Source organism: Streptomyces sp. NPDC046349 (genome assembly GCF_055587885.1).
Map to the genome: position 1 here is coordinate 149,179 of NZ_JBVJFK010000002.1, position 23,288 is coordinate 172,466.

18 protein-coding genes and 2 tRNA genes are annotated in these 23,288 nt (G+C 72.9%); 16 read left to right on the top strand and 4 right to left on the bottom strand.

What is annotated here, in order from left to right; genetic code table 11:
• Window positions 1-42: 42 nt before the first annotated feature.
• The 5 genes from ACZ6JS_RS04365 to ACZ6JS_RS04385 all read left to right on the top strand — a co-directional run bounded on the left by ACZ6JS_RS04365 (window position 43) and on the right by ACZ6JS_RS04385 (window position 5,218).
• Window positions 43-1,128, top strand: coding sequence for a 2-aminoethylphosphonate ABC transporter substrate-binding protein (locus tag ACZ6JS_RS04365; protein ID WP_469295696.1), 1,086 nt, complete (start codon window positions 43-45; stop codon window positions 1,126-1,128).
• Between the two features lie 188 nt (window positions 1,129-1,316).
• Window positions 1,317-2,837 (top strand): alkaline phosphatase family protein, encoded by a 1,521-nt coding sequence (locus ACZ6JS_RS04370; RefSeq protein WP_469295697.1) that lies wholly within the window; start codon window positions 1,317-1,319, stop codon window positions 2,835-2,837.
• Between the two features lie 112 nt (window positions 2,838-2,949).
• On the top strand, window positions 2,950-3,729 hold the full coding sequence (locus ACZ6JS_RS04375; protein WP_469295699.1) for an HAD-IIA family hydrolase: 780 nt from the start codon (window positions 2,950-2,952) through the stop codon (window positions 3,727-3,729).
• A gap of 178 nt (window positions 3,730-3,907) precedes the next feature.
• A complete protein-coding gene (locus tag ACZ6JS_RS04380; protein WP_469295700.1) occupies window positions 3,908-4,528 on the top strand; it encodes a hypothetical protein in 621 nt (206 codons plus the stop codon).
• Window positions 4,529-4,591: 63 nt separating this feature from the next.
• Window positions 4,592-5,218, top strand: coding sequence for a class F sortase (locus tag ACZ6JS_RS04385; RefSeq protein ID WP_469296389.1), 627 nt, complete (start codon window positions 4,592-4,594; stop codon window positions 5,216-5,218).
• Window positions 5,219-5,316: 98 nt separating this feature from the next.
• Here ACZ6JS_RS04385 and ACZ6JS_RS04390 read toward each other — a convergent pair.
• A tRNA-Lys gene (locus tag ACZ6JS_RS04390) sits at window positions 5,317-5,390 on the bottom strand.
• A 215-nt stretch (window positions 5,391-5,605) separates the two neighbouring features.
• Between ACZ6JS_RS04390 and ACZ6JS_RS04395 the strand changes: the two genes are divergently transcribed.
• The 7 genes from ACZ6JS_RS04395 to ACZ6JS_RS04425 all read left to right on the top strand — a co-directional run bounded on the left by ACZ6JS_RS04395 (window position 5,606) and on the right by ACZ6JS_RS04425 (window position 15,003).
• Window positions 5,606-6,961, top strand: coding sequence for a peptidoglycan-binding protein (locus ACZ6JS_RS04395; protein WP_469296390.1), 1,356 nt, complete (start codon window positions 5,606-5,608; stop codon window positions 6,959-6,961).
• A 1,208-nt stretch (window positions 6,962-8,169) separates the two neighbouring features.
• Window positions 8,170-9,702, top strand: a complete 1,533-nt coding sequence (locus ACZ6JS_RS04400) for an SPFH domain-containing protein (RefSeq protein ID WP_469295701.1) — start codon at window positions 8,170-8,172, stop codon at window positions 9,700-9,702.
• Between the two features lie 193 nt (window positions 9,703-9,895).
• Window positions 9,896-10,489, top strand: coding sequence for a lytic polysaccharide monooxygenase auxiliary activity family 9 protein (locus ACZ6JS_RS04405; RefSeq protein ID WP_469296392.1), 594 nt, complete (start codon window positions 9,896-9,898; stop codon window positions 10,487-10,489).
• 26 nt (window positions 10,490-10,515) lie between these two features.
• A complete protein-coding gene (locus ACZ6JS_RS04410) occupies window positions 10,516-12,189 on the top strand; it encodes an AMP-binding protein (protein ID WP_469295702.1) in 1,674 nt (557 codons plus the stop codon).
• 767 nt (window positions 12,190-12,956) lie between these two features.
• On the top strand, window positions 12,957-14,243 hold the full coding sequence (locus tag ACZ6JS_RS04415; protein ID WP_469295704.1) for a sensor histidine kinase: 1,287 nt from the start codon (window positions 12,957-12,959) through the stop codon (window positions 14,241-14,243).
• On the top strand, window positions 14,207-14,881 hold the full coding sequence (locus ACZ6JS_RS04420) for a LuxR C-terminal-related transcriptional regulator (RefSeq protein WP_469295705.1): 675 nt from the start codon (window positions 14,207-14,209) through the stop codon (window positions 14,879-14,881). The genes ACZ6JS_RS04415 and ACZ6JS_RS04420 overlap by 37 nt, the downstream gene beginning before the upstream one ends.
• Before the next feature lie 48 nt (window positions 14,882-14,929).
• A tRNA-Lys gene (locus ACZ6JS_RS04425) sits at window positions 14,930-15,003 on the top strand.
• Window positions 15,004-15,096: 93 nt separating this feature from the next.
• Here the strand turns inward: ACZ6JS_RS04425 and ACZ6JS_RS04430 are convergent.
• Window positions 15,097-15,855 (bottom strand): IclR family transcriptional regulator, encoded by a 759-nt coding sequence (locus ACZ6JS_RS04430; RefSeq protein ID WP_469295706.1) that lies wholly within the window; start codon window positions 15,853-15,855, stop codon window positions 15,097-15,099.
• A gap of 250 nt (window positions 15,856-16,105) precedes the next feature.
• On the opposite strand from ACZ6JS_RS04430, the gene ACZ6JS_RS04435 reads away from it, so the two are divergent.
• From ACZ6JS_RS04435 to ACZ6JS_RS04450, 4 genes are all read left to right on the top strand, one after another.
• On the top strand, window positions 16,106-17,257 hold the full coding sequence (locus ACZ6JS_RS04435; protein WP_469295708.1) for an LLM class flavin-dependent oxidoreductase: 1,152 nt from the start codon (window positions 16,106-16,108) through the stop codon (window positions 17,255-17,257).
• Between the two features lie 255 nt (window positions 17,258-17,512).
• Entirely contained in the window at window positions 17,513-19,195 is a 1,683-nt protein-coding gene (locus ACZ6JS_RS04440) for a glycosyl hydrolase family 18 protein (protein ID WP_469295709.1), read from the top strand.
• Between the two features lie 158 nt (window positions 19,196-19,353).
• Entirely contained in the window at window positions 19,354-20,202 is an 849-nt protein-coding gene (locus ACZ6JS_RS04445) for a helix-turn-helix domain-containing protein (RefSeq protein WP_469295711.1), read from the top strand.
• Window positions 20,162-20,410 carry a DUF397 domain-containing protein gene (locus ACZ6JS_RS04450; protein WP_469295712.1) on the top strand — a complete coding sequence of 83 codons (249 nt, stop codon included), beginning with the start codon at window positions 20,162-20,164 and terminating at the stop codon, window positions 20,408-20,410. Before ACZ6JS_RS04445 ends, ACZ6JS_RS04450 begins: the two co-directional genes overlap by 41 nt.
• Window positions 20,411-20,459: 49 nt before the next feature.
• On the opposite strand, the gene ACZ6JS_RS04455 is transcribed toward ACZ6JS_RS04450, so the two are convergent.
• Together ACZ6JS_RS04455 and ACZ6JS_RS04460 are read right to left on the bottom strand one after the other, a co-directional pair.
• Entirely contained in the window at window positions 20,460-21,038 is a 579-nt protein-coding gene (locus ACZ6JS_RS04455) for an ALF repeat-containing protein (protein ID WP_469295713.1), read from the bottom strand.
• 130 nt (window positions 21,039-21,168) lie between these two features.
• Window positions 21,169-23,046 (bottom strand): putative bifunctional diguanylate cyclase/phosphodiesterase, encoded by a 1,878-nt coding sequence (locus ACZ6JS_RS04460; protein WP_469295715.1) that lies wholly within the window; start codon window positions 23,044-23,046, stop codon window positions 21,169-21,171.
• Window positions 23,047-23,288: the final 242 nt, after the last annotated feature.

The following is a 23,288-nucleotide window of genomic DNA, read 5'->3' on the forward strand; positions in this document are numbered from 1 at the left end:
CCTGCTGATCCCGCTGACTCCCGTCCCCCGTGAGGAAGTTCCATGTCCAGCACGCCCCTGCCCAGAACCCCCCTGCTCCGCGGCGCCGCCGCCGGCACCGGCAGCCTCGCCCTCACCGCCTGCGGCGGCTCCTCCCCGGCCGGCTCGGCCGACTCCAAGGGCGCCGAGAAGGTCGTCACCGTCTACAGCGCCGACGGCCTCAAGAGCGACAAGGGCGACGGCTGGTACGACCGGGTCTTCGCCGACTTCACCAGGAAGACCGGCATCGAGGTCGAGTACGTCGAGGGCGGCTCGGGCGAGATGGTGCAGCGCGCCGTCCGCGAGCGGACCAACACCCAGGCGGACGTGCTGATCACCCTGCCGCCCTTCATCCAGCAGGCCGACGGCAAGGGCCTGCTCCAGTCCTACGTTCCCCGGGGCGCCGACAAGGTCAACGGCGCGGACAAGTCCACCGACGGCAAGTGGACCTCGGTCGTCAACAACTACTTCGGCTTCGTCTACAACAAGAAGGAGCTCCCCGAAGCCCCCAAGACCTGGGAAGAGCTCCTGGACGCCCGCTACAAGGGCAAGCTCCAGTACTCCACCCCGGGCGTCGCGGGCGACGGCACCGCCGTCCTCATCAAGTCGATGCACGACTTCGGCGGCAAGGAGCCGGCGATGGAATACCTGAAGAAACTCCAGGCCAACAATGTCGGCCCGTCCTCCTCCACCAGCAAGCTCGCGCCCAAGACCGACAAGGGCGAGCTGCTCGTGGCCAACGGCGACGTCCAGATGAACTTCGCCCAGTCGAAGGCCATGCCGAACCTGGGCCTCTGGTTCCCCGCGAAGGAGGGCGGCAGGCCCACCACCTTCGCCCTGCCGTACGCGGCGGGCCTGGTCGCCAAGGCCCCGCACTCCGAGAACGGCAAGAAGCTCCTCGACCACCTGCTCAGTGAGGAGGCGCAGAGGCTGGTCAGCGAGGTGGGCGGCGGCTTCCCGGCGCGCAGCGACGTCAAGCCGACCGACGCCAACGCCGTCGAACTCACCAAGCTCATGAGCGGTGTCGAGATATTCGAGCCGGACTGGGCAGACATCGACAAGAACATCACCGGCTACGTGGACGCGTGGAAGTCGGCAACCGGAAGCTGACCGGTTGCTTCCTCGTCATCCACGACCGGCAGAGTGACCATTGCCTGAGGTCCCCCCGGACGAAGTCCGGGGAGGGTCTGGACCGAAGACCGCACCGCACCTTTGGGCCGGACACCGCGCATGTCCCCAGCGTCACTCCCCAGCGTCACCCCCCGGCGCCTTTCCCACGATCACTCCCGGAGGAGTTCGTGTCCCCTGCCGTCCCTGCCGGACGCACCCTCGCCGTGGCCGCCACCGCCGGCGTCCTGCTCGCCGCCGCCCTCGGCGCCCCCACCGCCACCGCCGCCGCGGCCGCCACCACCGACAAGGTCCTCGTCATCGGCGTCGACGGCGCGGTCCTCGACCGCGTCAAGGCCGCCGCCGCCCCGCACCTGCACGGCCTGATGGCCCAGGGCCTCACCGCCCGCAGCACCCTCTACGCGGGCCCGATGGCCGCCACCTCCTCGGGCCCCGGCTGGTCCACCATCGCCACCGGGGTCTGGCCGGACAAGCACGGGGTGAGGGACAACTCCTTCACCGGCAAGAACTACGCCGCGTACCCGGACTTCCTCACCCGCATCGAGAACGCCAGGCCGACGCTCAACACGTACGCGGCGGCCGACTGGGAGCCCATCACCTCCACCGACCAGAACGGTCCGATCTTCTCCGCGAAGGTCGACAAGCGCCTCTCCCTCAAGGGCGATCGCGACGGCTACCGCAACGAGGACCCGAAGGTGGCCGCCGCGGCCGCGGCGGAACTGCGCACCCAGAACCCGGACGCCGCCTTCGTCTACCTCGGCGAGATCGATGCCGCCGGCCACTCCTACGGCGCCGCGAGCCAGCAGTACCTCGACGCCGTCGCCCGCGTCGACGCCCTCGTCGGCCAGCTCCTCAGCGCCGTCCGGAACCGCCCGACCTACGGCCAGGAAAACTGGAAGATCCTGGTCACCACCGACCACGGCCACATCCCCTCCGGCGGCCACGGCGGTTCGACGATCGCCGAGCGCGGCACCTTCGTCATCGCCAAGGGCGCCGGGATCCCCGCCGGTTCGGTCCGCGACGACGTCAAACTGTCCGACGCGGCCGCGACCGCCCTCGCCCAGGTCGGCGTCGCCGCCCCCGGCATCGACGGCGTCCCGCTGGGCTCCCCGGACGCCGACCCCTTCGACACGGTGCGCCCGGCCCTGCGGGACCGGGTGGACGAGACGGGCATCCCGGCCGGGGTGAAGGGCTTCACGCACACCCCGCCCGCCGGCTGGTCCGTCGACAACTCCAGGATGGGCACGGGCGGTGTCTCCGAGTGGGCCGGCTGGGCCTTCGCGACCGACGAGTTCTGGACCCAGTCGCAGCGCGACCAGTGGCGCGAGCTGAACGTCCGCTCCCGGGACGTCTTCGCCGTCGCCGACTCCGACGAGTGGGACGACAAGCCCCACACCGGCACCTTCGACTCCACCCTGGCCACCCCCAAGTGGCCCGTCGAGGGCGGCAGCACGCGCACCCTCACCTTCCAGACGCACTACCGCCACGAGACGGGCCAGACCGCCCAGGTCCTCGTCTCCTACAACGGCGCCGCCCCGGCGGTGGTGAAGACGTACACCGCCGACGCCGTCGCCAAGGCCGACTCCATCGCCCTCCAGGTCCCGGCCGGCGCCACCGACGTGCAGGTCCGCTTCCGCTACAGCGGCAACAACAACTGGTTCTGGACCGTCGACAACGTCCGCCTGGGCTGACCGTCCGGGGCCCCGGCGTCCGGGCTGTGGACGGCGAGGACGGCCACAGCCCGGCCCGGATAGGGTGGTACAGACCAGAGGCAGCAGGTCAGCGAGAGCGGAGAACAGTCCAGTGGCAGAGCGCAAGCCGATCGAATCCTGGCTCACCGACATGGACGGGGTCCTCATCCACGAGGGCACCCCCATCCCGGGCGCCGATGCCTTCATCAAGCGGCTGCGCGAATCCGGCAAGCCCTTCCTGGTGCTGACCAACAACTCCATCTACACCCCGCGCGACCTCCAGGCCCGGCTGGCCCGGATGGGCCTGGACGTGCCCGTCGAGAACATCTGGACCTCCGCCCTTGCCACCGCGAAGTTCCTCGACGACCAGCGCCCGGGCGGCACGGCGTACGTCATCGGCGAGGCCGGTCTGACGACCGCCCTGCACGACATCGGCTACGTCCTCACCGACCACGAGCCCGACTACGTGGTCCTGGGCGAGACCCGCACCTACAGCTTCGAGGCCATGACCAAGGCGGTCCGCCTGATCAATGCGGGGGCGCGCTTCATCTGCACCAACCCCGACGAGACGGGACCGTCCACCGAGGGCCCGCTCCCGGCCACCGGCGCCGTCGCCGCCCTGATCACCAAGGCGACCGGCAAGCAGCCGTACTTCGCGGGGAAGCCGAACCCGCTGATGATGCGTACGGGCCTGAACGCCATCGGCGCGCACTCGGAGACCAGCGCGATGATCGGCGACCGGATGGACACCGACGTGCTGGCCGGCCTGGAGGCGGGCATGCAGACCTTCCTCGTCCTGACCGGTCTGACCAGCGAGCGGGACACCGAGAAGTTCCCGTACCGCCCGACCAAGACGGTCGACTCGATCGCGGACCTGGTCGACCTGGTCTGAGGGGTTCTCCGGCCGCACGGACGGCTGTGCATGCCGGCCGTGCCTGCCGGCCGAGCGGAAACGCACCGTAGGGCCGTCCGGGCGTACCGCGTTTGGGGCGTACGACGGACACGTACGGCGCTGCTCGGGATGCGCAGCGGCGTACCGCGCGTGAATCTCCTTGTCGAGGAGGTTCACCATGCGCAGTGTTCCGATTGCTGTCCGCACCGCCGCCGTGGCCGCCGCCCTGGCGGCGTTCTCCGCGGTGACCGCCGTCTCCGCGCCCACCGCCCTCGCGGGTGAGGAGGACCGCGGCGACCGCGGCAGCATCACGGTCGACCCGAACCCGGCCCACCCGGGAGCGCAGGTCAAGCTGCGGGTCCACGGCTGTGAGGGCAACCGGGGGGCGGCCAAGTCCTCCGTCTTCGTGTCGAACGCCGATCTCTACGGGCGGGACGGCGGGCGCCGCAGCCCGCTCCACGGCGACGCGATGATCAGCTCGCACGCCTCGCCGGGCTGGCACGCCGTCCGGGTGTACTGCGACGGCGACGAGAAGTTCACCGGTTCCGTCCAGATCTCCGCCCACCGCCACCCCTCCCACCACGCCTCGCCGATCTGGCCGGTCCACGCGGGCGGCGGCGGTATGGCCGACCGCCCGGCCGAGGCCCCCGGCCTGCTCACCGCGGCGAAGAAGGAGCACACGGGCGGCGACGGCCCGGGGATGCCGCACACGGTGGTCGGCGCCGTGCTCGCGGCGGTGGCCACGCTGGCCGTCGCGGGCCGGGCGCTGGCCCTGCGCCGCCGCCGCAGCGGCGAGTGAGGCGGGCGCCGCGTGAGCGAGCAGTGGCGGACGGGCGAGGCCAGGGCCTCCGCCGGGGGCCGGATGCTGACCTTCGCGGCCTGGTCGGTTCTGGTGCTGGGCCTGTGGCTGTGGGGCCGTGAGCTGACCGCGGCGCCGGCCCCGCTCTCCGGGCAGGCCGGAGGGGCGCTGGGCGCTGGGTTGCCGGCCGCGCACGCCCCCGTCACGGGATCGCCGCCGCAGCGCGTCGACGTGCCGTCCATAGGCATCCAGGCCCCGGTGGTCTCCCGGGGCCTGGACAAGGACGGCGCGATCGATCCGCCGCCGTACGACAGCCCGGGCACGGTGGGCTGGTGGGGGCAGGGCGTCCAGCCGGGGGCTGCGGGGACGGCGCTGATGGTGGGGCACGTGGACACGCGCTCCAAGCCGGCCGTCTTCTACGGTCTGAGCTCGGCGCAGCCGGGCGACAAGGTGCGCGTGGTGCGGGCGGACGGCTCCGTCGCCGAGTTCACGATCGAGGACGTACGGGTCTACGAGCGCGCGGCCTTCGACGCGCACAGGGCATACGGCCCCCGGGTGCGGGGCCGCGCGGAGCTACGGCTGGTGACCTGCGGGGGAACGTACGACAAAGCGGCCAAGGAGTACACGGCGAACGTGGTGGTCTCCGCCTACCTGACGGGCGTGGGAGTCCGCCCCGGCACGCCGGTGTAAGGCCTGTCCCCTCATCCCCGGTGGCTCGGCGCGGAGCTTTCACACGGAGAACGAAGAAGCCCCTCACAGCTTTCACTGTGAGGGGCTTCCTCCGTCTGTGCGCCGCCAGGGACTCGAACCCCGGACCCGCTGATTAAGAGTCAGCTGCTCTAACCAACTGAGCTAGCGGCGCTTGCTGACAGGGAAAACTCTACCCCACCTCTGCGGGTGCTCGTGACCAGCCACGCCCGCCCTGTCCGATTAACCCATGTTTGAGCGGTTTATCGTGCACGATATGTCTGCGCCGACCGCATCTGATGCTTTATCAGCTGCGGCTCGGGTCGACCACTGGAACAGCAGGGGAGTGGACGGAACCGCATGACGATGCAGCCCCCGACGCATGTGCAGATGCCGATGCCCGCTTTCGAGGAGTACGAGCCCGCGGGCGACTGCGTGTGCCCGGGATGCGCCCAGCGCCGTCGTGCCCTCGCCCGCGCCGGGGCCATACCGCTCCGGGACGGCGGTCACCCCGCCGCGCGCGGCGCGCGCCGCGCGCTGGTGCTGGCCACCGCCGCCGGAGTGGTCCTCGGCGGCGGCGGAGGGACCGCGGTGGCCCTGAGTGCGCCGGCGGCCGGTCCGGTGGCCCTCGACGACCCCGGCAGCCCGCAGGGCGGACGCACCCCCCTGCACGGGCCGAAGGGCATGCCGGGCAGCCCCGGAGCCCCGGGCCGGCCCGGGGCCGTGAAGCGGATCGACCGCACGACGATCATCACCAGGGCGAAGCTGTGGCTGGACGCGCAGGTCCCGTACAGCATGTCCACGTACTGGTCGGACGGCTACCGGCAGGACTGCTCCGGTTATGTCTCCATGGCCTGGAACCTGGGCTCCAACGAGTGGACCGGCAGCCTCGACAAGTTCGCTACCAAGATCACGAAGGATGAGCTGCTGCCGGGGGACATGCTGCTCTTCCACAACCCTGCGGATCCCAACAACGGCTCGCATGTGGTCCTCTTCGGCGGCTGGGTCGACGCGACGCGCACCCACTACGTCGCCTACGAGCAGACGCGCCCCACGACGCGGAAGCTGGCCACGCCCTACGGGTACTGGGCCAACGCGGCGAAGTACGTCCCGTACCGGTTCAACGGGGTGACGGGCGGCATCGTCCCCGAGACCCCGGGCGCCGTACCCGCCCCCGAACCGCCGCCGGCCGGTCCGAAGCCGGGCGACGCCGCCAAGACCTTCCCGGGCGCGGACAAGTTCGCGCCGGGCGCCGTCAACGACCACGTCGCCCGGCTGGGCCGGATGCTGATCGAGCGCGGCGCGTACCGCTTCTACCCCAAGGGGGTGGCCGACCGGACGTGGAGCGACCACGACCGGCTCGCCACGCAGGCCTTCCAGCGGGCGCAGGGCTGGACGGGCGCCGACGCCGACGGCGTCCCCGGCGCGCACACCTGGCGCCTGCTCGTCGACAAGCAGGGCAGGAACATCCCGCCGCTGGTGGGCGCGGCGCCCGGTCCGGGCGGCGTACGGGCCTACCCCGGCGCCGCGGTGTTCCGCCCGGGGCAGTCGCACCCGGCCGTCGAGGCCCTCGGCCGGCAGCTGGTGAAGAAGGGATTCGGCAAGTACTACACGTCCGGCCCGGGCGCCCGCTGGGGCGAGGCCGACCGCCGCAACGTCGAGGCCTTCCAGCGCGCGCAGGGCTGGCGCGGGGCCGCGGCCAACGGCTACCCGGGCCCGGAAACCTGGCGCCGGCTGTTCGCATGACGGAGGTAACGATGTTTCCCACGCGCACCACTTCGACGACGGGCACCCTCCGCGTACCGGCCGCGCCCGAGCCCGCCCCGACCTCCTTCGGCTGGGCCACCACGACCCCGACCCTGTCCCTCCGCTCCCCGGCCCGGGAGGCCGTCACCGCCTCCGCCCCTGCCGGGCAGGCCCCGCCCCGGGCGGGCGGCCCGGGCGCCGCGCCGACCGCCCCGGATGCCGTGCCCGCCTCCGGCCCGTCGCCCGCGCTCGCACCGGAGCCCGTCCCGGCGCCGGCCGGGCAGGCTTCGCCCTGGGCGGCGCCCGTCCGGCATCTTCCACCGCGTGCGGAGGACCCGGACGGTATCCCGTCGCCTGCGGCGGCACGGCCCACGGCGTGGGTGGTGCCGCCGGAGGCCCCGGCCGGGGGCGCCCCGCCGGCCGGTTCGCTCTCGCCGCGAACGGGTTGTCCGGGCCCCGCGCCCGCCTCCGTCCCGTCGCCCACGGCGTCGGCGGAGCCGCTGGGGGCTCAGGCCGGGTACGGTCTGCCGGCGGCGCCGGCCCGGCTCCCCGTATCGGTGTCGGCGGGTCGGACGCCGTTCCCGGCGGGCGGCCCGGAGGTCGGCCCCGATTGCGCGCCGGCACCCGTGACCGCACCGCAGGGGGTCCCGGTCCCTGGCCCGGCCGGGGAGGCTTCGCCCTGGGCGGCGGAGCCGGCGGTTGCCCCTGCCGCCGACCCGGGGTCCGCAGCCGCACCGCACACCGCGTCGGCGGAGCCGCTGGAGGAGCCGGCCGACTACGGCTCGCCGACGGCGTCGGCCGGTAGCGCGGAGGGCGCCCCGGCGGCACCGCACACCGCGCCGGCGGGACCGGCTGCCCCCGCGCCGCAGGCCCCGCGGCCCGCCCCGCTCGGCACGTACGCCCCGCCCCGCGCGGCGGAGCCGCCGGTCCGACCTGCGGCGGCTGCCGATGCCGCGCCGCCCGCCGTGCCGGCCGGGGCCGTTGCGGCGCCTGTCGGCGAGGCTGCGCCTCCCGGGGCTCAGCCGCCGGCCGTGCGCGCCCCGCACCGTGAGCCTCGCGCGGCGGACCGGGTCCGTGCGGCTGCGGTTCCGGGGCCCGCCGGAGAGGCCCCGGCGGCCCCGGCTCCATTCGCCGGGCAGGCTGCGTCCCGGGCGCCGGAGCCCCGGGTCGCGTACGGTTCGCCGGCCGCGACGGCGGGGGCCCAGGACGTGCCCGCAGCCGCAGCGGCGCCGACCGGAGAGGACCCGGTCCGGGCGGCGGAGCGGGCGGCCGCGCCTGCCCCTCACACCGCCGCCCGCGCTGCGGAGCCGGAGGTCGTTTCGGCCCCGGCCCCGGCCGCCCCGGCCCCGGCCGCCCCGGCCCCGTTCCCCGGGCACGCTGCGCCCAGGGCGGCGGAGCCGGTCCCCGTCCCGGCGCGGCAGCGCGCGACAACGGGTGCGGAGGGCGGCGTCGACTCCGGCCCGGCGGCGGTGCCCGCGGCGCGGGGGGAGTCCGAGCCCGAGCCCGTGCACACCTCGCCCGACTCCGCGTCCGGCAGCACGGACATCCCGCGCCCGCACCCGCAGCACGAAGAGCGCGAAGGGAACCAGGAGCCCGACACCGCGCCGAACTCCGGTGTGCCCGGACCCGGCGTCGCCGCGATCGTCGCCCAGGCGGTGGCGCGCGCCATGGAGGAGGACGACACGCAGGACCTCCCGAACGTCTCCGTCCCCCACCGCGGTACCGCCGTCACCGACGTACCGCTGCACCTCCCGTTCCGCGCCGCGCCGACCGCCCTCCTGCCGGAGCGCGCGCCCACCGTCGCGCCGCGCCCGGCGCGTCCCGCGCCCGGCCGCCGGGTCCCCCGCGGCGACGACCGCCTCCGCGAGCACCGCGGCCCGGTGCTGCCCGGCTGGGTCGGCGTGGCCGTCGGCGGTCTCGCCCTGGCCGGCTGCACGGCGGTGCTCTGGCGGGCCGGGGCCGTCCCCGACGCGTTCGCGGCCGCCTTCGGCGCGGCACCCCGCGCCTTCCACGGCCTGCGCGCCTCCCACTGGCCGCCGCTCGCCTTCCTCGGCATCGTCGCCCTCGTGGCGCTCGGCGGCCTCGGCCGGGCCCGCACCGGCCACGCCTGGGTGCTCACCCTCTTCGGCCGCTACCGCGGCACCGTCCGCCGTACCGGCCTGACCTGGGTCAGCCCCCTCCTGCTGCGCCGCCGGGTCGACGTACGCCTGCGCCACTGGCGCAGCGACCCGATGCCCGCCGTCGACTCCGGCGGCCTCGCCCTCCAGGTCGTCGTCCAGGTCGTCTGGCAGGTCAAGGACACCGCCCGGGCCACCCTCGCCGTCGCGGACCACGCCGAGTACCTCGCCGAGCAGGTCGAGTCGGCCATGGCCCGCGTCCTGTCGCAGCTCCCGGCGGACGCCTTCCACGAGGACGCCCCGACCCTGCGCGACGCCGAGGCCGTCGGCGACGCGCTGACCCGGATGCTGGCGGCCGAGACCGAGGCGGTCGGGATCGAGGTGTTCTCGGCGCAGCCGACCCGGATCGAGTACGCGGCCGAGGTCGCCGAGGCCATGCGCCGCCGCCGGGTCGCCGCGATCGACGCCAAGCACCGGGACAGCGTGCTGACCTCGGTGGTGGACGCCGTGGACGACACCGTCCACCGGCTGACCTCGCGCGGACTCGTCGAGCTCGACGACTACGAGCGCAAGGCCCTGGTGAAGGACCTCACGGTCGCCTTCTACACGGGGCGCGCCGAATAGCGGGACACGTGTCGGGACGCACATGACGACGGGGAACGGGTGGCCGGAAGTGACCGGACCACCCGTTTCCTCATTGGTATGGACATGGCCAACTCTCGTCAATAATCTGGAACTTGGTCTAGACCTGAATCCCCACGCGCGCGCTCTCGCCGAACTCCCCCCACGTTCAAGGAGCATCATGCGTAACGTCCGCATGCCCGGACGGGCCGGTGTCGCCGCGCTCGGCCTCGGCCTCGTCGCCGGAATCACCCTCATCGGCGCGCCCGGCGCCAGCGGCCACGGCTACACCGACACCCCCATCAGCCGCCAGAAGCTCTGCGCCAACAAGACCGTGGCCGACTGTGGCGCGATCCAGTGGGAGCCGCAGAGCGTCGAGGGCTTCAAGGGCTTCCCTGCCGCCGGTCCCGCCGACGGCAGGATATGTTCCGGAGGCCTCTCGCAGTTCGCCGAGCTCGACAACCCGCGCGGCGGCGCCTGGCCCACCACCAAGGTGACCAGTGGTCAGAGCTACGGCTTCCGGTGGCAGTTCACCGCCAACCACTCCACCACCGACTTCAAGTACTACGTCACCAAGAACGGCTGGACCGGCACCAAGGCCCTCACCCGCGCCGACCTCGAGCCCCAGCCCTTCCTCACCGTCGCCTACAACGGCGCCCGCCCCGCCATGACCACCGTCCACCAGGGGGCCATGCCCAGCGGCAAGACGGGCCGGCACCTGATCCTGGCGGTCTGGACCGTCAACGACACCCCGATGGCCTTCTACGCCTGCTCGGACGTTCAATTCTGACGGAACGTCAGCTACCCTCCGGCGGCATGCGGACGACGACAGCATCCGAAACCGTCGCGGAGCTCATAGCGCGCCAATGGGGCGACCACCGGCCCGGGCTGAAACACGAGGAAGGTGTCCTCACCCACCACCGGACCGCCCAGGAAGCCGCCGCACGCGCCGCGCTCCTCGTCGACCTCATGCCCGCGGAGGCCGAGCCGCACCTCGGGGTCCTGCTCGACAACACCCCCGAGTTCCCGTTCTGGCTCGGCGCGGCGGCCCTCGCCGGGGCCGCCGTCGCCGGCATCAACACCACCCGGCGCGGCCCCGAACTGGCCCGCGACATCCTGCACACCGACTGCCGGCTCCTGATCACCGAGCCGGCCCACCTGCCCCTGCTGCGCGGTCTCGACCTGCCGGGCGTACGCGTCCTGGTCACCGGCACCGAGGAGTACGACGCCCTCCTCGCGCCCTACGCCGCCGCCAAGCCCGGCGAGACCGCACTGCGCCCGCCCGGCCCCGACACCCGCCTCCTCCTCTACTTCACCTCCGGCTCCACCGGCGCTCCCAAGGCAGCCATCTGCAGCCAGGGCCGGCTCGCGGCCGCCGGAGCCTCGCTGGCCAGCCGGTTCTCCGTAGGCCCGGACGATGTCCACTACGTCTGCATGCCGCTCTTCCACGGCAACGCCGTCATCGCCGACTGGCTCCCGGCACTCGTCGGCGGAGCCGCGGTGGCGCTGCGCCGGCGCTTCTCCGCCTCGGCGTTCCTGGACGACGTACGGGCCCACGGGGCCACCTACTTCACCTACGTCGGCCGGGCGATCCAGTACCTCCTGGCCACCGCGCCCCGCCCCGAGGACCGCGTCCACCGCCTGCGGCTCGGCTTCGGCACCGAGGCCGGGGCGGTGGACGCGGCACGCTTCGCCGAACGCTTCGGCGTCCACCTGGTGGAGGGCTACGGCGCCACCGAGGGCGGCGCCGCGGTGCAGAGCACCCCCGACACCCCGCCGGGCGCCCTCGGCCGGGCGGCCGCGGGCGACGACCTGGCGGTGATCGACCCGGAGACGGGCACCGAATGCCCTCCGGCCGTCCTCGACGAGGACGGCCGCCTGCTCAACGGCTCGGCCGCCATCGGTGAACTGGTCAACCGGGGCCGCAGCCTGTTCGAGGGCTACTGGCGCAACCCGGACGCGGAGGCGGACCGCACCCGCGACGGCTGGTACTGGACGGGCGACCTCTTCTTCCGGGACGCGGCGGGCTTCCTCTACTTCGCGGGCCGCACCGACGACCGGCTCCGCGTCGACAGCGAGAACCTCGCCGCAGCCGTGATCGAGAACATCCTGGCCCGTTGGCCGGACGCGGCCGCGGTGGCTGTCTACGGCGTCCCGGACGAGGTCGCGGGCGACCAGGTGATGGCGGCCCTGTCCCTCCGGGACGGCGCGGTGTTCTCCCCGGACGCCTTCGAGGCCTTCCTCGCCCGTCAGCCGGACCTGGGCACGAAAATGGCCCCGCGCTACGTCCGCATCGTCCCGGAGATGCCGGTCACCGCGACGAACAAGGTCCACCGCGTGGCCCTCCGCCGCGGCGGCTTCCGCTGCGAAGACCCGGTCTGGCACCGCACCCCCGCCGGGGGCTACACCCTCCTGACCCCGCCGGCGCTCTCGGCCCTCCTGACCCGGTACGAGACCCAGGGCCGCACGGAGCTCCTGAACCACCAGTGAGTGCTGCCCCGCAATCGCCGGCGGGCGCACGCCGACAGCCGCGGCGCCTCGCTGCGTCGGCGGAATGCCCTGACACACCCGGATACACCCGGTACGAGGACGCTCCTCCGCCGTGCGATGCACCGCATCCGACGCCGAGCGCCGTTCCACCGGGGATCACGGGACAGCCCTCAGGGGGTCCGCCGGTGCCTTCCGCAGGGGGCCGGGTGTCATGGCGCGCCGCGGCGGCGAGGGCGCGGCCCCGGTACCCCGCGCCTCGAACACCGTCGGGGCCGGATGTGGCCGGGCGCCGCGTCGGTCACCCGGGGGCTGAGGTGTCCCAGTCCCGCCGGCGATCGAGGCGCGGCCCCGGCACCCCGCGCCTCGAACACCGTCGGGGCCGGATGTGGCCGGGCGCCGCGTCGGTCACCCGCGGGCTGAGGTGTCCCAGTCCCGCCGGCGATCGAGGCGCGGGCGAGGAAGCCGTGTCGTGACCGGTGGCCGCGGATTCCCGGCCGCGCCTCCGACCGAGCAGGCGGGACCTCCCGGCGGCAGCCGGGGGAGGCTCCGGGCATCGCCGGCCGGGATCCCCGCGGCGGAGCCCCGGGGACGGCGAAAGGGCGGGGCGGGGAGACGGCTCCGCGCAGCGGCCACCCGCACCGCCCCCGGCCGGGGCCCGGCGCAGCGGGCTCGCGCCGCCCGTCGGAGCCGGGGTAGGGCCTGCCATACCCCCGGCCGGCCCCCTGGGGCCATGGTCCGGGCGGATGGCCCACGGCTAGCGTGCGGCCATGGACGATCACGCCCGTACCCCCTGGCAGGCCCTCGCCCGCGGCCGCTACCTCCGCTCCGCCTGGCCCTGGCGCGCCGCCGGGTACCTCGCCGGCAGCGCCCTCACCGGCCTGCCCCTCCTCCTGGGCCTCGTCCTGCTCGCCGCCGTCGGCACCGTCGCCCTCCCCCTTCTCGCCCTCCTCGGCCTCGCCGGTCTCCCCACCGGCGCAGTCGAGCGCCGCCGTCTGCGGATCGTCGATTCCGACCCCGCTGCCACCCCGCACCGCACGCCCGCCGAGCCCGGCCTCCTCGCCTGGGCCCGGCTGCGCTACCGCGAGCAGGCCACCTGGCGGGAGCTCGCCTACGCCGTCCTGCACGGCTTCGTGCTCTGGTGGGTCGACCTCGTCGCCGTCGCGGTCCTCCTCGGCCTGCCCCTCCTCCTGCTGACCACCCCGCTCCAGCTGGCCCTCGCCGCCGACGGCGAGGTCAAGGTGGTCAAACTCTGGTTGATCACCTCCCAGCCCGAGGCGGTGGCCATCGCCGCCGCCGGAGCCGTGCTCCTGCCCGTACTGCTCCTGCCCCTCGGCGCCCTCGCCGGTGCCCGTGCCGCCTTGACACGTGCCCTCCTCGCACCGCGCGAGCGCGAGCTCCGCGTCCTGCTCACCGAGGTCACCCGCTCCCGCGCCCGGCTCGTCGCCGCCTTCGAGGCAGAGCGCCGCCGGATCGAGCGCGACCTCCACGACGGCGCCCAGCAGCGGCTCGTCGCGCTCACCATGACCCTCGGGCTCGCCCGTCTCGACGCCCCGCCCGGCCCGCTCGCCGACCGGCTCGCCACCGCCCAGGCGGAGGCCGGCCGGGTCCTCGCCGAGCTCCGTGAACTGATCCACGGCATCCACCCCCGGGTGCTCACCGACTACGGCCTCGCCGGCGCCCTCGCCGACATCGCCGAGCGCTCCGCCGTCCCCGTCGCCACCGACCTGTCCGACGCCCTGCCGCGCCTGCCCGAGTCCGTCGAGGCAGCCGCGTACTTCGGGGTCTGCGAGGCCCTCACCAACGTCGGCCGTCACAGCGGTGCCGCCCGGGCCGCCCTCACCGCCCGCCACACCGGAGCGGCGCTCCTGGTCGACGTGACCGACGACGGCCGCGGCGGCGCCGATCCGGCCGCCGGTTCCGGACTGACCGGACTGGCCGACCGGATCGCGGTCCTCGATGGCACACTGACGATCACCAGCCCGCCCGGCGGCCCGACCGTCCTGAGCCTGGAGATCCCGTGCCCGGTGAGCAGCCCCGCGAACAGCGCCCCTTGAAGATCGTGCTCGCCGAGGACGGGGTCCTGCTCCGCGAGGGACTCGTCGGTCTGCTGTCGCGCTTCGGCCACGACGTGGCCGCCGCCGTCGGGGACGCGGACGCACTCCGTACCGCCGTCGCGGCCCACGGCCCGGACATCGTCGTGACCGACGTCCGGATGCCCCCGGGCTTCGGCGACGAGGGCCTGCGCGCCGCCGTGGAGCTGCGCACGGCCCGGCCGGGTCTGCCCGTCCTCGTCCTCAGCCAGTACGTGCAGCGTTCGTACGCGGCCGACCTGCTGGACTCCGGCGACGGCAGTGGTGTCGGCTACCTCCTCAAGGACCGCGTCGGGCATGTGGAGCAGTTCCTCGACGCGGTGGTCACGGTGGCCGGCGGCGGCACCGTGGTCGACCCGGAGGTCGTACGCCAGCTGCTGCGGCGGCGGCGCGATCCGCTCGGCGCGCTGACCCCGCGCGAGCGGGAGGTGCTGGGCCTGGTCGCCGAGGGGAGGTCCAACGGGTCCATCGCCCGGGAGCTGGTGGTGTCCGAGGCGGCCGTGGGCAAACACATCGGGAACATCCTGGGAAAGCTGGACCTGCCACCCGCCGAGGACACCCACCGCCGGGTGCTGGCGGTCCTCGCCTACCTGCGTGGGTAATGGTTTGGAGCACCCCAGAGGACCGGGTAGTATTTTCTCTGTCAGCAGGCGCCGCTAGCTCAGTTGGTTAGAGCAGCTGACTCTTAATCAGCGGGTCCGGGGTTCGAGTCCCTGGCGGCGCACCTGTCCTTCGGGCGGTTTCCGGTTCACCGGGAACCGCCCGAAGTGTTTTCGGCCCTCTTCCCCCGGTCGCACAGGTCGGCGGCACCACCCCGCTAGAGCGTGAGCGACAGCAGCAGCGGTGCGGCCTTCCGGTTCAGGGTGTCGGCCGCGGCCCGCAGCCGGTGCGCGTGCTCGACCGGCATCGACAGCGCCAGGCAGCCGACCGAGGCGCCCGCCGTGATCGGGACCGCCGCGCAGACCGTGCCCACGGCGTACTCCTGCAGGTCCAGCATGGGAACGGTGGCCGGCTGGGCGTCCAGCTTGGAGAAGAGGATCCGCTCGTTCACGATCGTCTTCGACGTGAGCCGGGCGATCTTGTGCCGGGACAGGTGGTCGCGCCGCCCGTTCAGGTCGAGCTGCGTCAGCAGGCACTTGCCCACCGCGCTGGCGTGCGCGGCGGAACGGAAGTCGACCCACTCGTGGACCTTCGGGGTGCGCGGGCTGTCCGCGAACTGCGTGATCTTGACCTCGCCGTCCACGTAGCGGCTGATGTAGACGGCCGCGCCGACCGAGTCGCGCAGCCTGTCGAGGGTCTCCTGGAGCTTGTCGGTCAGGGCCTGCTGCCGGTCGGTGCCGGACCCGAGCAGCACGAGGGAATCCCCTATGGCGTACGCGCCGTCCGCCACCTGCAGGACGTATCCCTCCCGGCGCAGCATGAGCAGCATCGGGGCGAGATGGACTGCGGGCAGGCCGGTCTCACGCGCGATCTGCACGTCGGTCACACCGCCGGTGTGCCGTGCGATCGTTTCGAGTACGCGCAGTGCGTACTGCACCGAGTGGAACGGCGCGGTCGGCTCGGGCTTCAGCGCCACGGTTTCCCCCTAGCAGGTTGTTACCGCTTGCCCTACCACGATAGCCACCAAGAGGCCCATGTGGAGCGCCTGTTGAGGAGATTGATGGCTCAATCACGTCCGTCTGCCTGGATCTATGCCTTTGGCATATGCCAAAGCCATGCGCACTACCCCCCGGTATCGGGAATGCCGGGCACCCCCTCACGGTTCGAGTTCTTCGTACGGTTTCGCACGGGCACGTGCGGGCGTGGAGAACGGGACGGGAGCGACGATGAGTGACACCGGGGACGCGAGCGGCGGGGCGAACGGGCAGCCCGGCGGCCGGGCAGGCGGCGCGCGGGAGGGCCGCAGCGGCATCCGGGGCGCCGCCTTCGGCCGGGCGCCCGTCCCGCTGTCCGTCCTGGACCTCGTCACCGTCGGCGCCGGCAGCACCGCGCACGAGTCCCTGCGCACCAGCGGGGCGATCGCCCGCCTTGCCGAATCCCGCGGCTACCACCGCCACTGGGTCGCCGAGCACCATTCCATGCCCGGCGTCGCCAGCTCCTCGCCGGCCGTGATCCTGGCCCACCTCGCCGCGCACACCTCCCGCATCCGGCTCGGCTCGGGCGGGGTCATGCTGCCCAACCACGCCCCGCTCGCCGTCGCCGAGCAGTTCGGCACCCTGGAGGCGCTCGCCCCGGGCCGGATCGACCTCGGGCTCGGCCGGGCCCCCGGCACCGACGGCCGCACCGCCGCCGCGCTGCGCGGGCCGGGGCGCCTCGAGGAGGGCGCGGACGAGTTCCCGCGCCGGCTCGCGGAGCTCACCCGCTTCCTCGACGACGACTTCCCGGACGGGCACCCGTACGCCCGCGTGCACGCCGTACCTGGCCCGGTGCAGGGTCCCGCCGGGCGGCCGCCGGTGTGGCTGCTCGGTTCCTCCGGGTTCAGCGCGCGGCTCGCCGGCGAGCTCGGCCTGCCCTTCGCCTACGCCCACCACTTCTCCGCGGCCGGCACCCTGCCCGCGCTCGACCTCTACCGCGAGAGCTTCCGCCCCTCGGCCGTCCTGGACGCCCCCTACGCCGTGATCGGGGTCTCGGCGCTCGCCGCCGACACCGACGAGGAGGCCCGCGCCCAGGTGCTCACCGGCGCGCTGTCGATGCTGCGGCTGCGTACCGGGCGCCCGGGGCTGGTGCCCACGCCCGACGAGGCGGCGGCGTACCCCTACACCCCGCTGGAGCGGGAGTTCGTGGACGGCTGGCTCGCCAACATCGTGCACGGCGCGCCCGACGCGGTCGCCGACGGCCTCGACGGCCTCGCCAAGCGCACCGGCGCGGACGAGTTGATGCTGACCGCCAACGCCCACAGCGGGGCCGCGCGACTGCGCTCGTACGGTCTGGTCGCAGATGCGTACGGCATGCCGACGGCAGTGCCGGCGGCCGACTGACGGCGGGAGAACGGGGTTTGGCTGGTTTGTTGCCGAAACCTTGCCGGAGCATGTCTCAAGAGAGCCTTAAACCGCTCGTCACCCCGGGTGGCCAGCGGTTTCTGATGTGCGCTCAGGTCTCTGACTTGGGCAAATGGCGTCGGAGTGGTCTAGTCCTTCTTTGGTCCGAACCATTGACGCGGGGCTGGAGTGATCGCTATCACTTCTCTCACCCGAACCTCCAGCACTCTCCTCCCAGCCCCCCGGAGGCAGTTCATGCACATCCGTAAACCCCTCGCCGCAGCCGCCGCCACGGCCGCGCTGGCAGCCGGAGCGCTTGCCTCCTTCGCGGGGCTCGGCACCGCGCAGGCCGCGGACGCCGCCACCGGAGCCGCCGCGGGCGGCGTCCGCATCGCCTACTACGACCAGTGGAGCGTGTACGGGAACGCCTTCTACCCCAAGCACCTCGACACCCGGGGCATAGCGAGCAAGCTGGACGTCATCAACTACTCGTTCGGCAACATCCACCCCACCGAGCTCACCTGTTTCGAGGCGAACAAGGCCGCCGGTGACGACAACAACCCCAACGCCGGTGACGGAGCGGGCGACAGCTACGCCGACTACCAGAAGTCCTTCAGCGCGGCCGACAGCGTGGACGGCGTCGCCGACACCTGGAACCAGCCGATCGTGGGCGTCTTCAACCAGTTCAAGGAACTGAAGGCCAAATACCCCCACTTGAAGATCAACATCTCCCTGGGCGGCTGGACGTACTCCAAGTACTTCCACGACGCGGCCAAGACCGACGCCTCCCGCAAGAAGTTCGTCGCCTCCTGCATCAAGCAGTACATCAAGGGCGACCTCCCGGTGGAGGGCGGCTTCGGCGGCGCCGGTACCGCGGCCGGCATCTTCGACGGCATCGACATCGACTGGGAGTACCCCGGCTCCTCCGGCGGCCATCTGGGCAACCACTACGGCCCCGAGGACAAGCAGAACTTCACCCTGCTGCTCCAGGAGTTCCGCAAGCAGCTCGACGCCGAGGGCGCGGCCAACGGCGGCAAGAAGTACATGCTGACCGCCGCCCTCCCGGCCGGCCAGGACAAGATCAAGTACATCGAGACCGACAAGATCGGCCAGTACTTGGACTACGCCAACATCATGACGTACGACATGCACGGCGCCTGGGACGGCGACGGGCCGACGTACCACCAGTCCCCGCTGTACCCGTCCGCGGCCGACCCGACCGACCCGATCGCGCCGGGCACCGAGAAGTACAGCATCGACAACGCCATCGACTCCTGGATCGACGGCAACCCGGCCTACGGCATCACCGGCGGCTTCCCCGCCAACAAGCTGACGCTGGGCTACGAGTTCTACTACCGCGGCTGGAAGGGCGTCCCGGCCGGCACCACCAACGGCCTCGCCCAGACCGCTACCGGAGGCTCCGCCGCGCGACCGCTCAGCCAGCAGGCGGGCATCGCGCACTACAAGGAGCTCGGCGGCATCGTCGACAACGCGGCGACCACCTTCTGGGACGACCAGTCGAAGTCCTCGTACTTCTACAAGGACGGCGAGTTCTTCACCGGCCTGAACCAGAAGTCCATCCAGGCCCGGGTCGACTACGGCAAGCAGCGCGGCCTGGCCGGCGCGATGATGTACTCCCTGCTCGGCCTGGACAACAACGCCACGCTGCTGGGCCAGATCTCCGACGCCCTTGGCGGCACCACGCAGCCGCCGGTCACCACCCCGCCGACGACCACCCCGCCCACCACGACCCCGCCGACCACGCAGCCTCCGACCGGCTGCGGCTCGACCCCGGCCTACGTCGCGGGCACGGTCTACACCGCCGGCAACGAGGTCTCCCACAACGGCCGCAAGTACAGGGCCCAGTGGTGGACGCAGAACGAGACGCCGGGCACCACCGGTGAATGGGGTGTCTGGAAGGACCTCGGCGCCTGCTGATCTCCCCCCACCCCGCGCCGAGCGACGCCCCCGCCCCGTCCCCTCTCCCGGGGGCGGGGCGGAGGTGTGTGACATGGTTGCCGGATTTCGGACACCGGGGCGTAGCGGTGTCGTTACGCTCGGCCACAAGTCCGTTTCCCGCTCGGGGGTGCCCTCTCATGGTCCTGGCCCGCGACATCGATCCCAGCGCCTCGCCGCTGGACTACTACAGCTACGAGCTGCGCCGGCTGAGAGAGGAAGCGGGCCTGAAGCAGTCGCAGCTCGGCGCGATCGTCTTCTGTACCGGATCCCTGATCGGCATGGTCGAGAACGGCCGCCGGGTCCCGACGCGGGACTTCTCCGAACGGCTGGACGCCGCCCTCGGTACAGGCGGGGTGTTCTCCCGCCTGGTGGGGCTCGTCCTGCGGAGCCAGCTGCCGACGTGGTTTCAGGCGTTCGCCGAGTTGGAGGTCCGAGCCACGAACATCTCGTCGTTCCAGCCCCAGTTGGTGTACGGGCTCCTGCAGACGGAGGAGTACGCCAGGGCGGTGCTCCATGCTGGGTGGGGCGAGAACCTCGATGAGGCGGTAGCCGCCCGGCTGGAGCGTCAGCGCATCCTGAGCAGGGAGCGCCCGCCCTTCGTGTGGGTGGTGCTGGACGAGGCGGTTCTGCATCGGCCCTTCGGGAGCCGCAAGATCATGCGCGGGCAGCTCAACCGGTTGCTGGAGTTCCAGGACCGGCGCCAGGTCCGGATCCAGATCCTTCCGTTCAGCGCGGGTCAACACCCTGCAACCGTAGGCGCGTTCACAGTCCTTCGGTTCGATGGTGACCCGGATGTCGTCTACGCCGAGAGCTACGGTTCGTCGCATGTGAAGGCGAACCCTGAAACGGCCAGAGACTGTGCACATCGATACGATCATCTACAGGCCGCGGCGCTCTCCGTTGAGGAATCGGCGGCGCTGATCGCTCGCGTACGGGAGGAACGATATGGCGATCCAGAGCAACGTGAAGGGCGCGCTTTGGCGTAAGTCCAGCTACAGCGGCGGGACCGGCGGCGAGTGCGTCGAGTGCGCACCCCTCGGCGGCGCCGCCTGGCGCAAGGCTTCGTGCAGCGCAGGCACCGGCGAGGTGGCCGCTCAGCCCTTCCGGGTCGCCGTGCGGGATTCCAAGGACCCCGAAGGCCCCGCCTTCACCGTCGCCCCGGAGGCGTTCGCGGCGTTTGTGCGAAGCCTCTGACCGCGGGCCCGGGCGGCAGCCCCCGGCGGGGGGCTGCCGCACCGGCCGGTCAGACCTGGTGCCGGCCGACCGTGATGAAGTACCGCAGCTCCTCCGGGGTGCCCTCCATCGCCTTCTCGGCCGCCGCCCGCAGCGCGTCGCTGATGTCCGAACGGGCCAGGATGCGGGCGACGTCGACACGGTCGTCCTCGGCCTGGGCCAGGCGCAACCCGCTCTTGAGGAAGGCGGTCCGGTCGGCCGGGGTGCCGTTGAGTGCCTTGTTGGCCTCGCGCTTGACGCCCTTGCCGGTGGCCGGGGTGGTGTGCAGGATCCTGAGGATGGCGACCTTGTTGTCCTCGTCCTGGGCCTTGGCGTAGCCCGTGGTCAGGAAGGCCACGCGGTCGGCCGGGGTGCCGTCGAGGGCCTTGTTCGCCTCGCGGATGACGCCCCTGCCGCTCGCCGGGTCGGCGAGAATCCTGGCGATGGCGACGCGGTTCTCCTCGTCGGAGTCCACCGCCTCGCTCGCCGGGGCCGACGCCGACGCCGGCGCCGTCGCCGGCGCGGCGGAGGCGAGGGACGGGGTGGCGAGCAGCAGGGCCGGGGCCAGCGCCCCGGCGGTCAGGGCGAGCGCGGTCCGGGTCAGTTTCATGGTTCCCCCTCGTGCGAATGGCTGTTCTGGTCGCAACAGCCAGGCGATCTTCACAAGAGGGCTCAGGCCGGGACAACTGACCACTGGACCAGGCCGCTCGGTTCCACCTCCCGGTCAATCTCACATCCGGTCAGACCAGGGGGTGCTGGGCCGGCTCGTCGGACTGGGCGGGGGGCGCCCCCTCCACCCGGCGTCCGATCATGCGGGCGATCACGTCCGGGGCCACCGCCCGGGAGTACAGCCAGCCCTGGCCCGTGTCACAGCCGACCCGCCGCAGCCGGGCCGCCTGACCCGCGGTCTCCACGCATTCCGCGGTCACCGTGAGGCCCAGCCGGTGCGCGAGCTGGACCAAGGCCTCGACGATGGTCTCGTCGGCCGGGTTCGGGTGCGCGCCCTCGTCGTAGCGGAACCCCCGCACGAACGAGCCGTCCAGTTTCAGCACCGAGACCGGCAGCCGGCTGAGGTAGGCCAGGTTCGAGTAGCCGGTGCCGAAGTCGTCGATGGCGATGCGGACGCCCATGTCGCTCAGTGCCTGGAGGGCCTGGAGCGGCCGTCCGGCCGAGCCCATGACCGCGGACTCGGTCAGCTCCAGCTGGAGCAGCTGCGGCGCCAGGCCCGTCTCGGCGAGGATCTCCGCGACGTCGCCCACCAGGTCCGAGTCCCACACCTGCCGCACGGCGACGTTGACGGACACGAAGACCGGGGTGTCGCTGGGCTGCTCGATCTGCCAGCGGCGCGCCTGCCGGCACGCGGTGCGCAGGACCCACTGCCCCAGCTGGACGATGGACCCGTCCTCTTCGGCGATGCCGATGAACCGATTCGGCGTCAGCGTGCCGAACTGTGGATGCCTCCAGCGCACCAGGGCCTCGACACCGCGCAGCGCACCGCTCTCCAGGTCCACCAGCGGCTGGTACTCCAGGGCGAATTCGCCCCGCTCCACGGCCGGCCGCAGTGTCGACGACAGCGCCTGCCGGGTCATGCGGTGCGCGTTGCGCTCCGGATCGAAGAGGGTCCAGCGGGCCTTGCCGTCCGCCTTGGCCCAGTACAGGGTCGTGTCGGCGGCCTGCATCAGCCCCGTCGCCGAGGTCCCGTCCGCGGCCCGCTCCACCACGCCGATGGACGCGGAGACCGACAGCCGCTGCCCGGCCAGGTCGAACGGCTCCTGCACGGCCGCCAGTACGCTGCGCGCCAGGTCCGCGAGCTGCTCGGTGCCGGTGGAGTCCTCCACGAGCAGGGCGAACTCGTCGCCGCCGAGCCGTGCGACCAGGTGCCCGCCCGTGCGCCCGTAACCGGACTGGTCGGCGCACTGGGTCAGCCGGGAGGCGACGGCCGTCAGCAGCCGGTCCCCCACCCGGTGGCCCAGGGTGTCGTTGACGGCCTTGAAGCCGTCGAGGTCCAGGTAGCACAGGCCGATCCGGCCGGTGCCGCCGCCGTGGTCGTACGAGGACGCCTCCAGAGCGGCGGAGAGCCGCTCGAAGAACAGCGCCCGGTTGGGCAGTCGTGTGACCGGGTCGTGCATCTGGAGGTGCCGCAGCCGGGCCTGGAGGTCACGGCGGTCGCTGATGTCGGAGACGGACAGCAGGACGTTGCCCGTGCCCGGGACGGGCCCCAGGGTGACCTCGGTCCACAGCGAGTGCCCGTCGGGGTGCTTGAGGCGGCGGGTGCAGCGCAGCCGGGCCTGCCGGCCGCGCAGCACCTCCTGGTAGGCGGCCCAGGTGCGGGCCTCCGCGGCCAGGTCCACCAGGTCGGCGGCGCAGCGGTGGACCAGCAGGTGCGGCTCGCTGCCCAGCAGCCCGGCGAAGGCCTGATTGGCCGTCACCACGTAGCCCTCGCGGTCCACGACCGCCATGGCGAGGTGCGCCGCGTTGAAGGCGGCCCGGTAGTCGCGCAGCTCGGACTCGGCGCGATGGGACGCCGACGGCACTGCCGGCACTGCCGGGTGACGCTCCGTAATGGCCGATCGGATGCTGTCGGCCGCCGAACCGGTTCCTTCTGAGGTTCCGCTCACCGTTGGCCCCGCAGTGTTCGTGAGTGTCCGTGCAGGAAAGTGTGCCGATCATAGAGGCTGCCGGGAGGCCCTATCCAGCGGCGTCACCGGTTGGGACGCGGGAGTTCGGCGTGATGACGGATCGGCGGACCAAGATCGCGTGATCGTTTCTGCGCGGCAATGAGCGGGACGGGGCCCCTGCTGATCCCGGGTGATCGGTCGTGACGTTCTGTAGGCGGGCGCGTGAAGTCGGGGGGTCACCG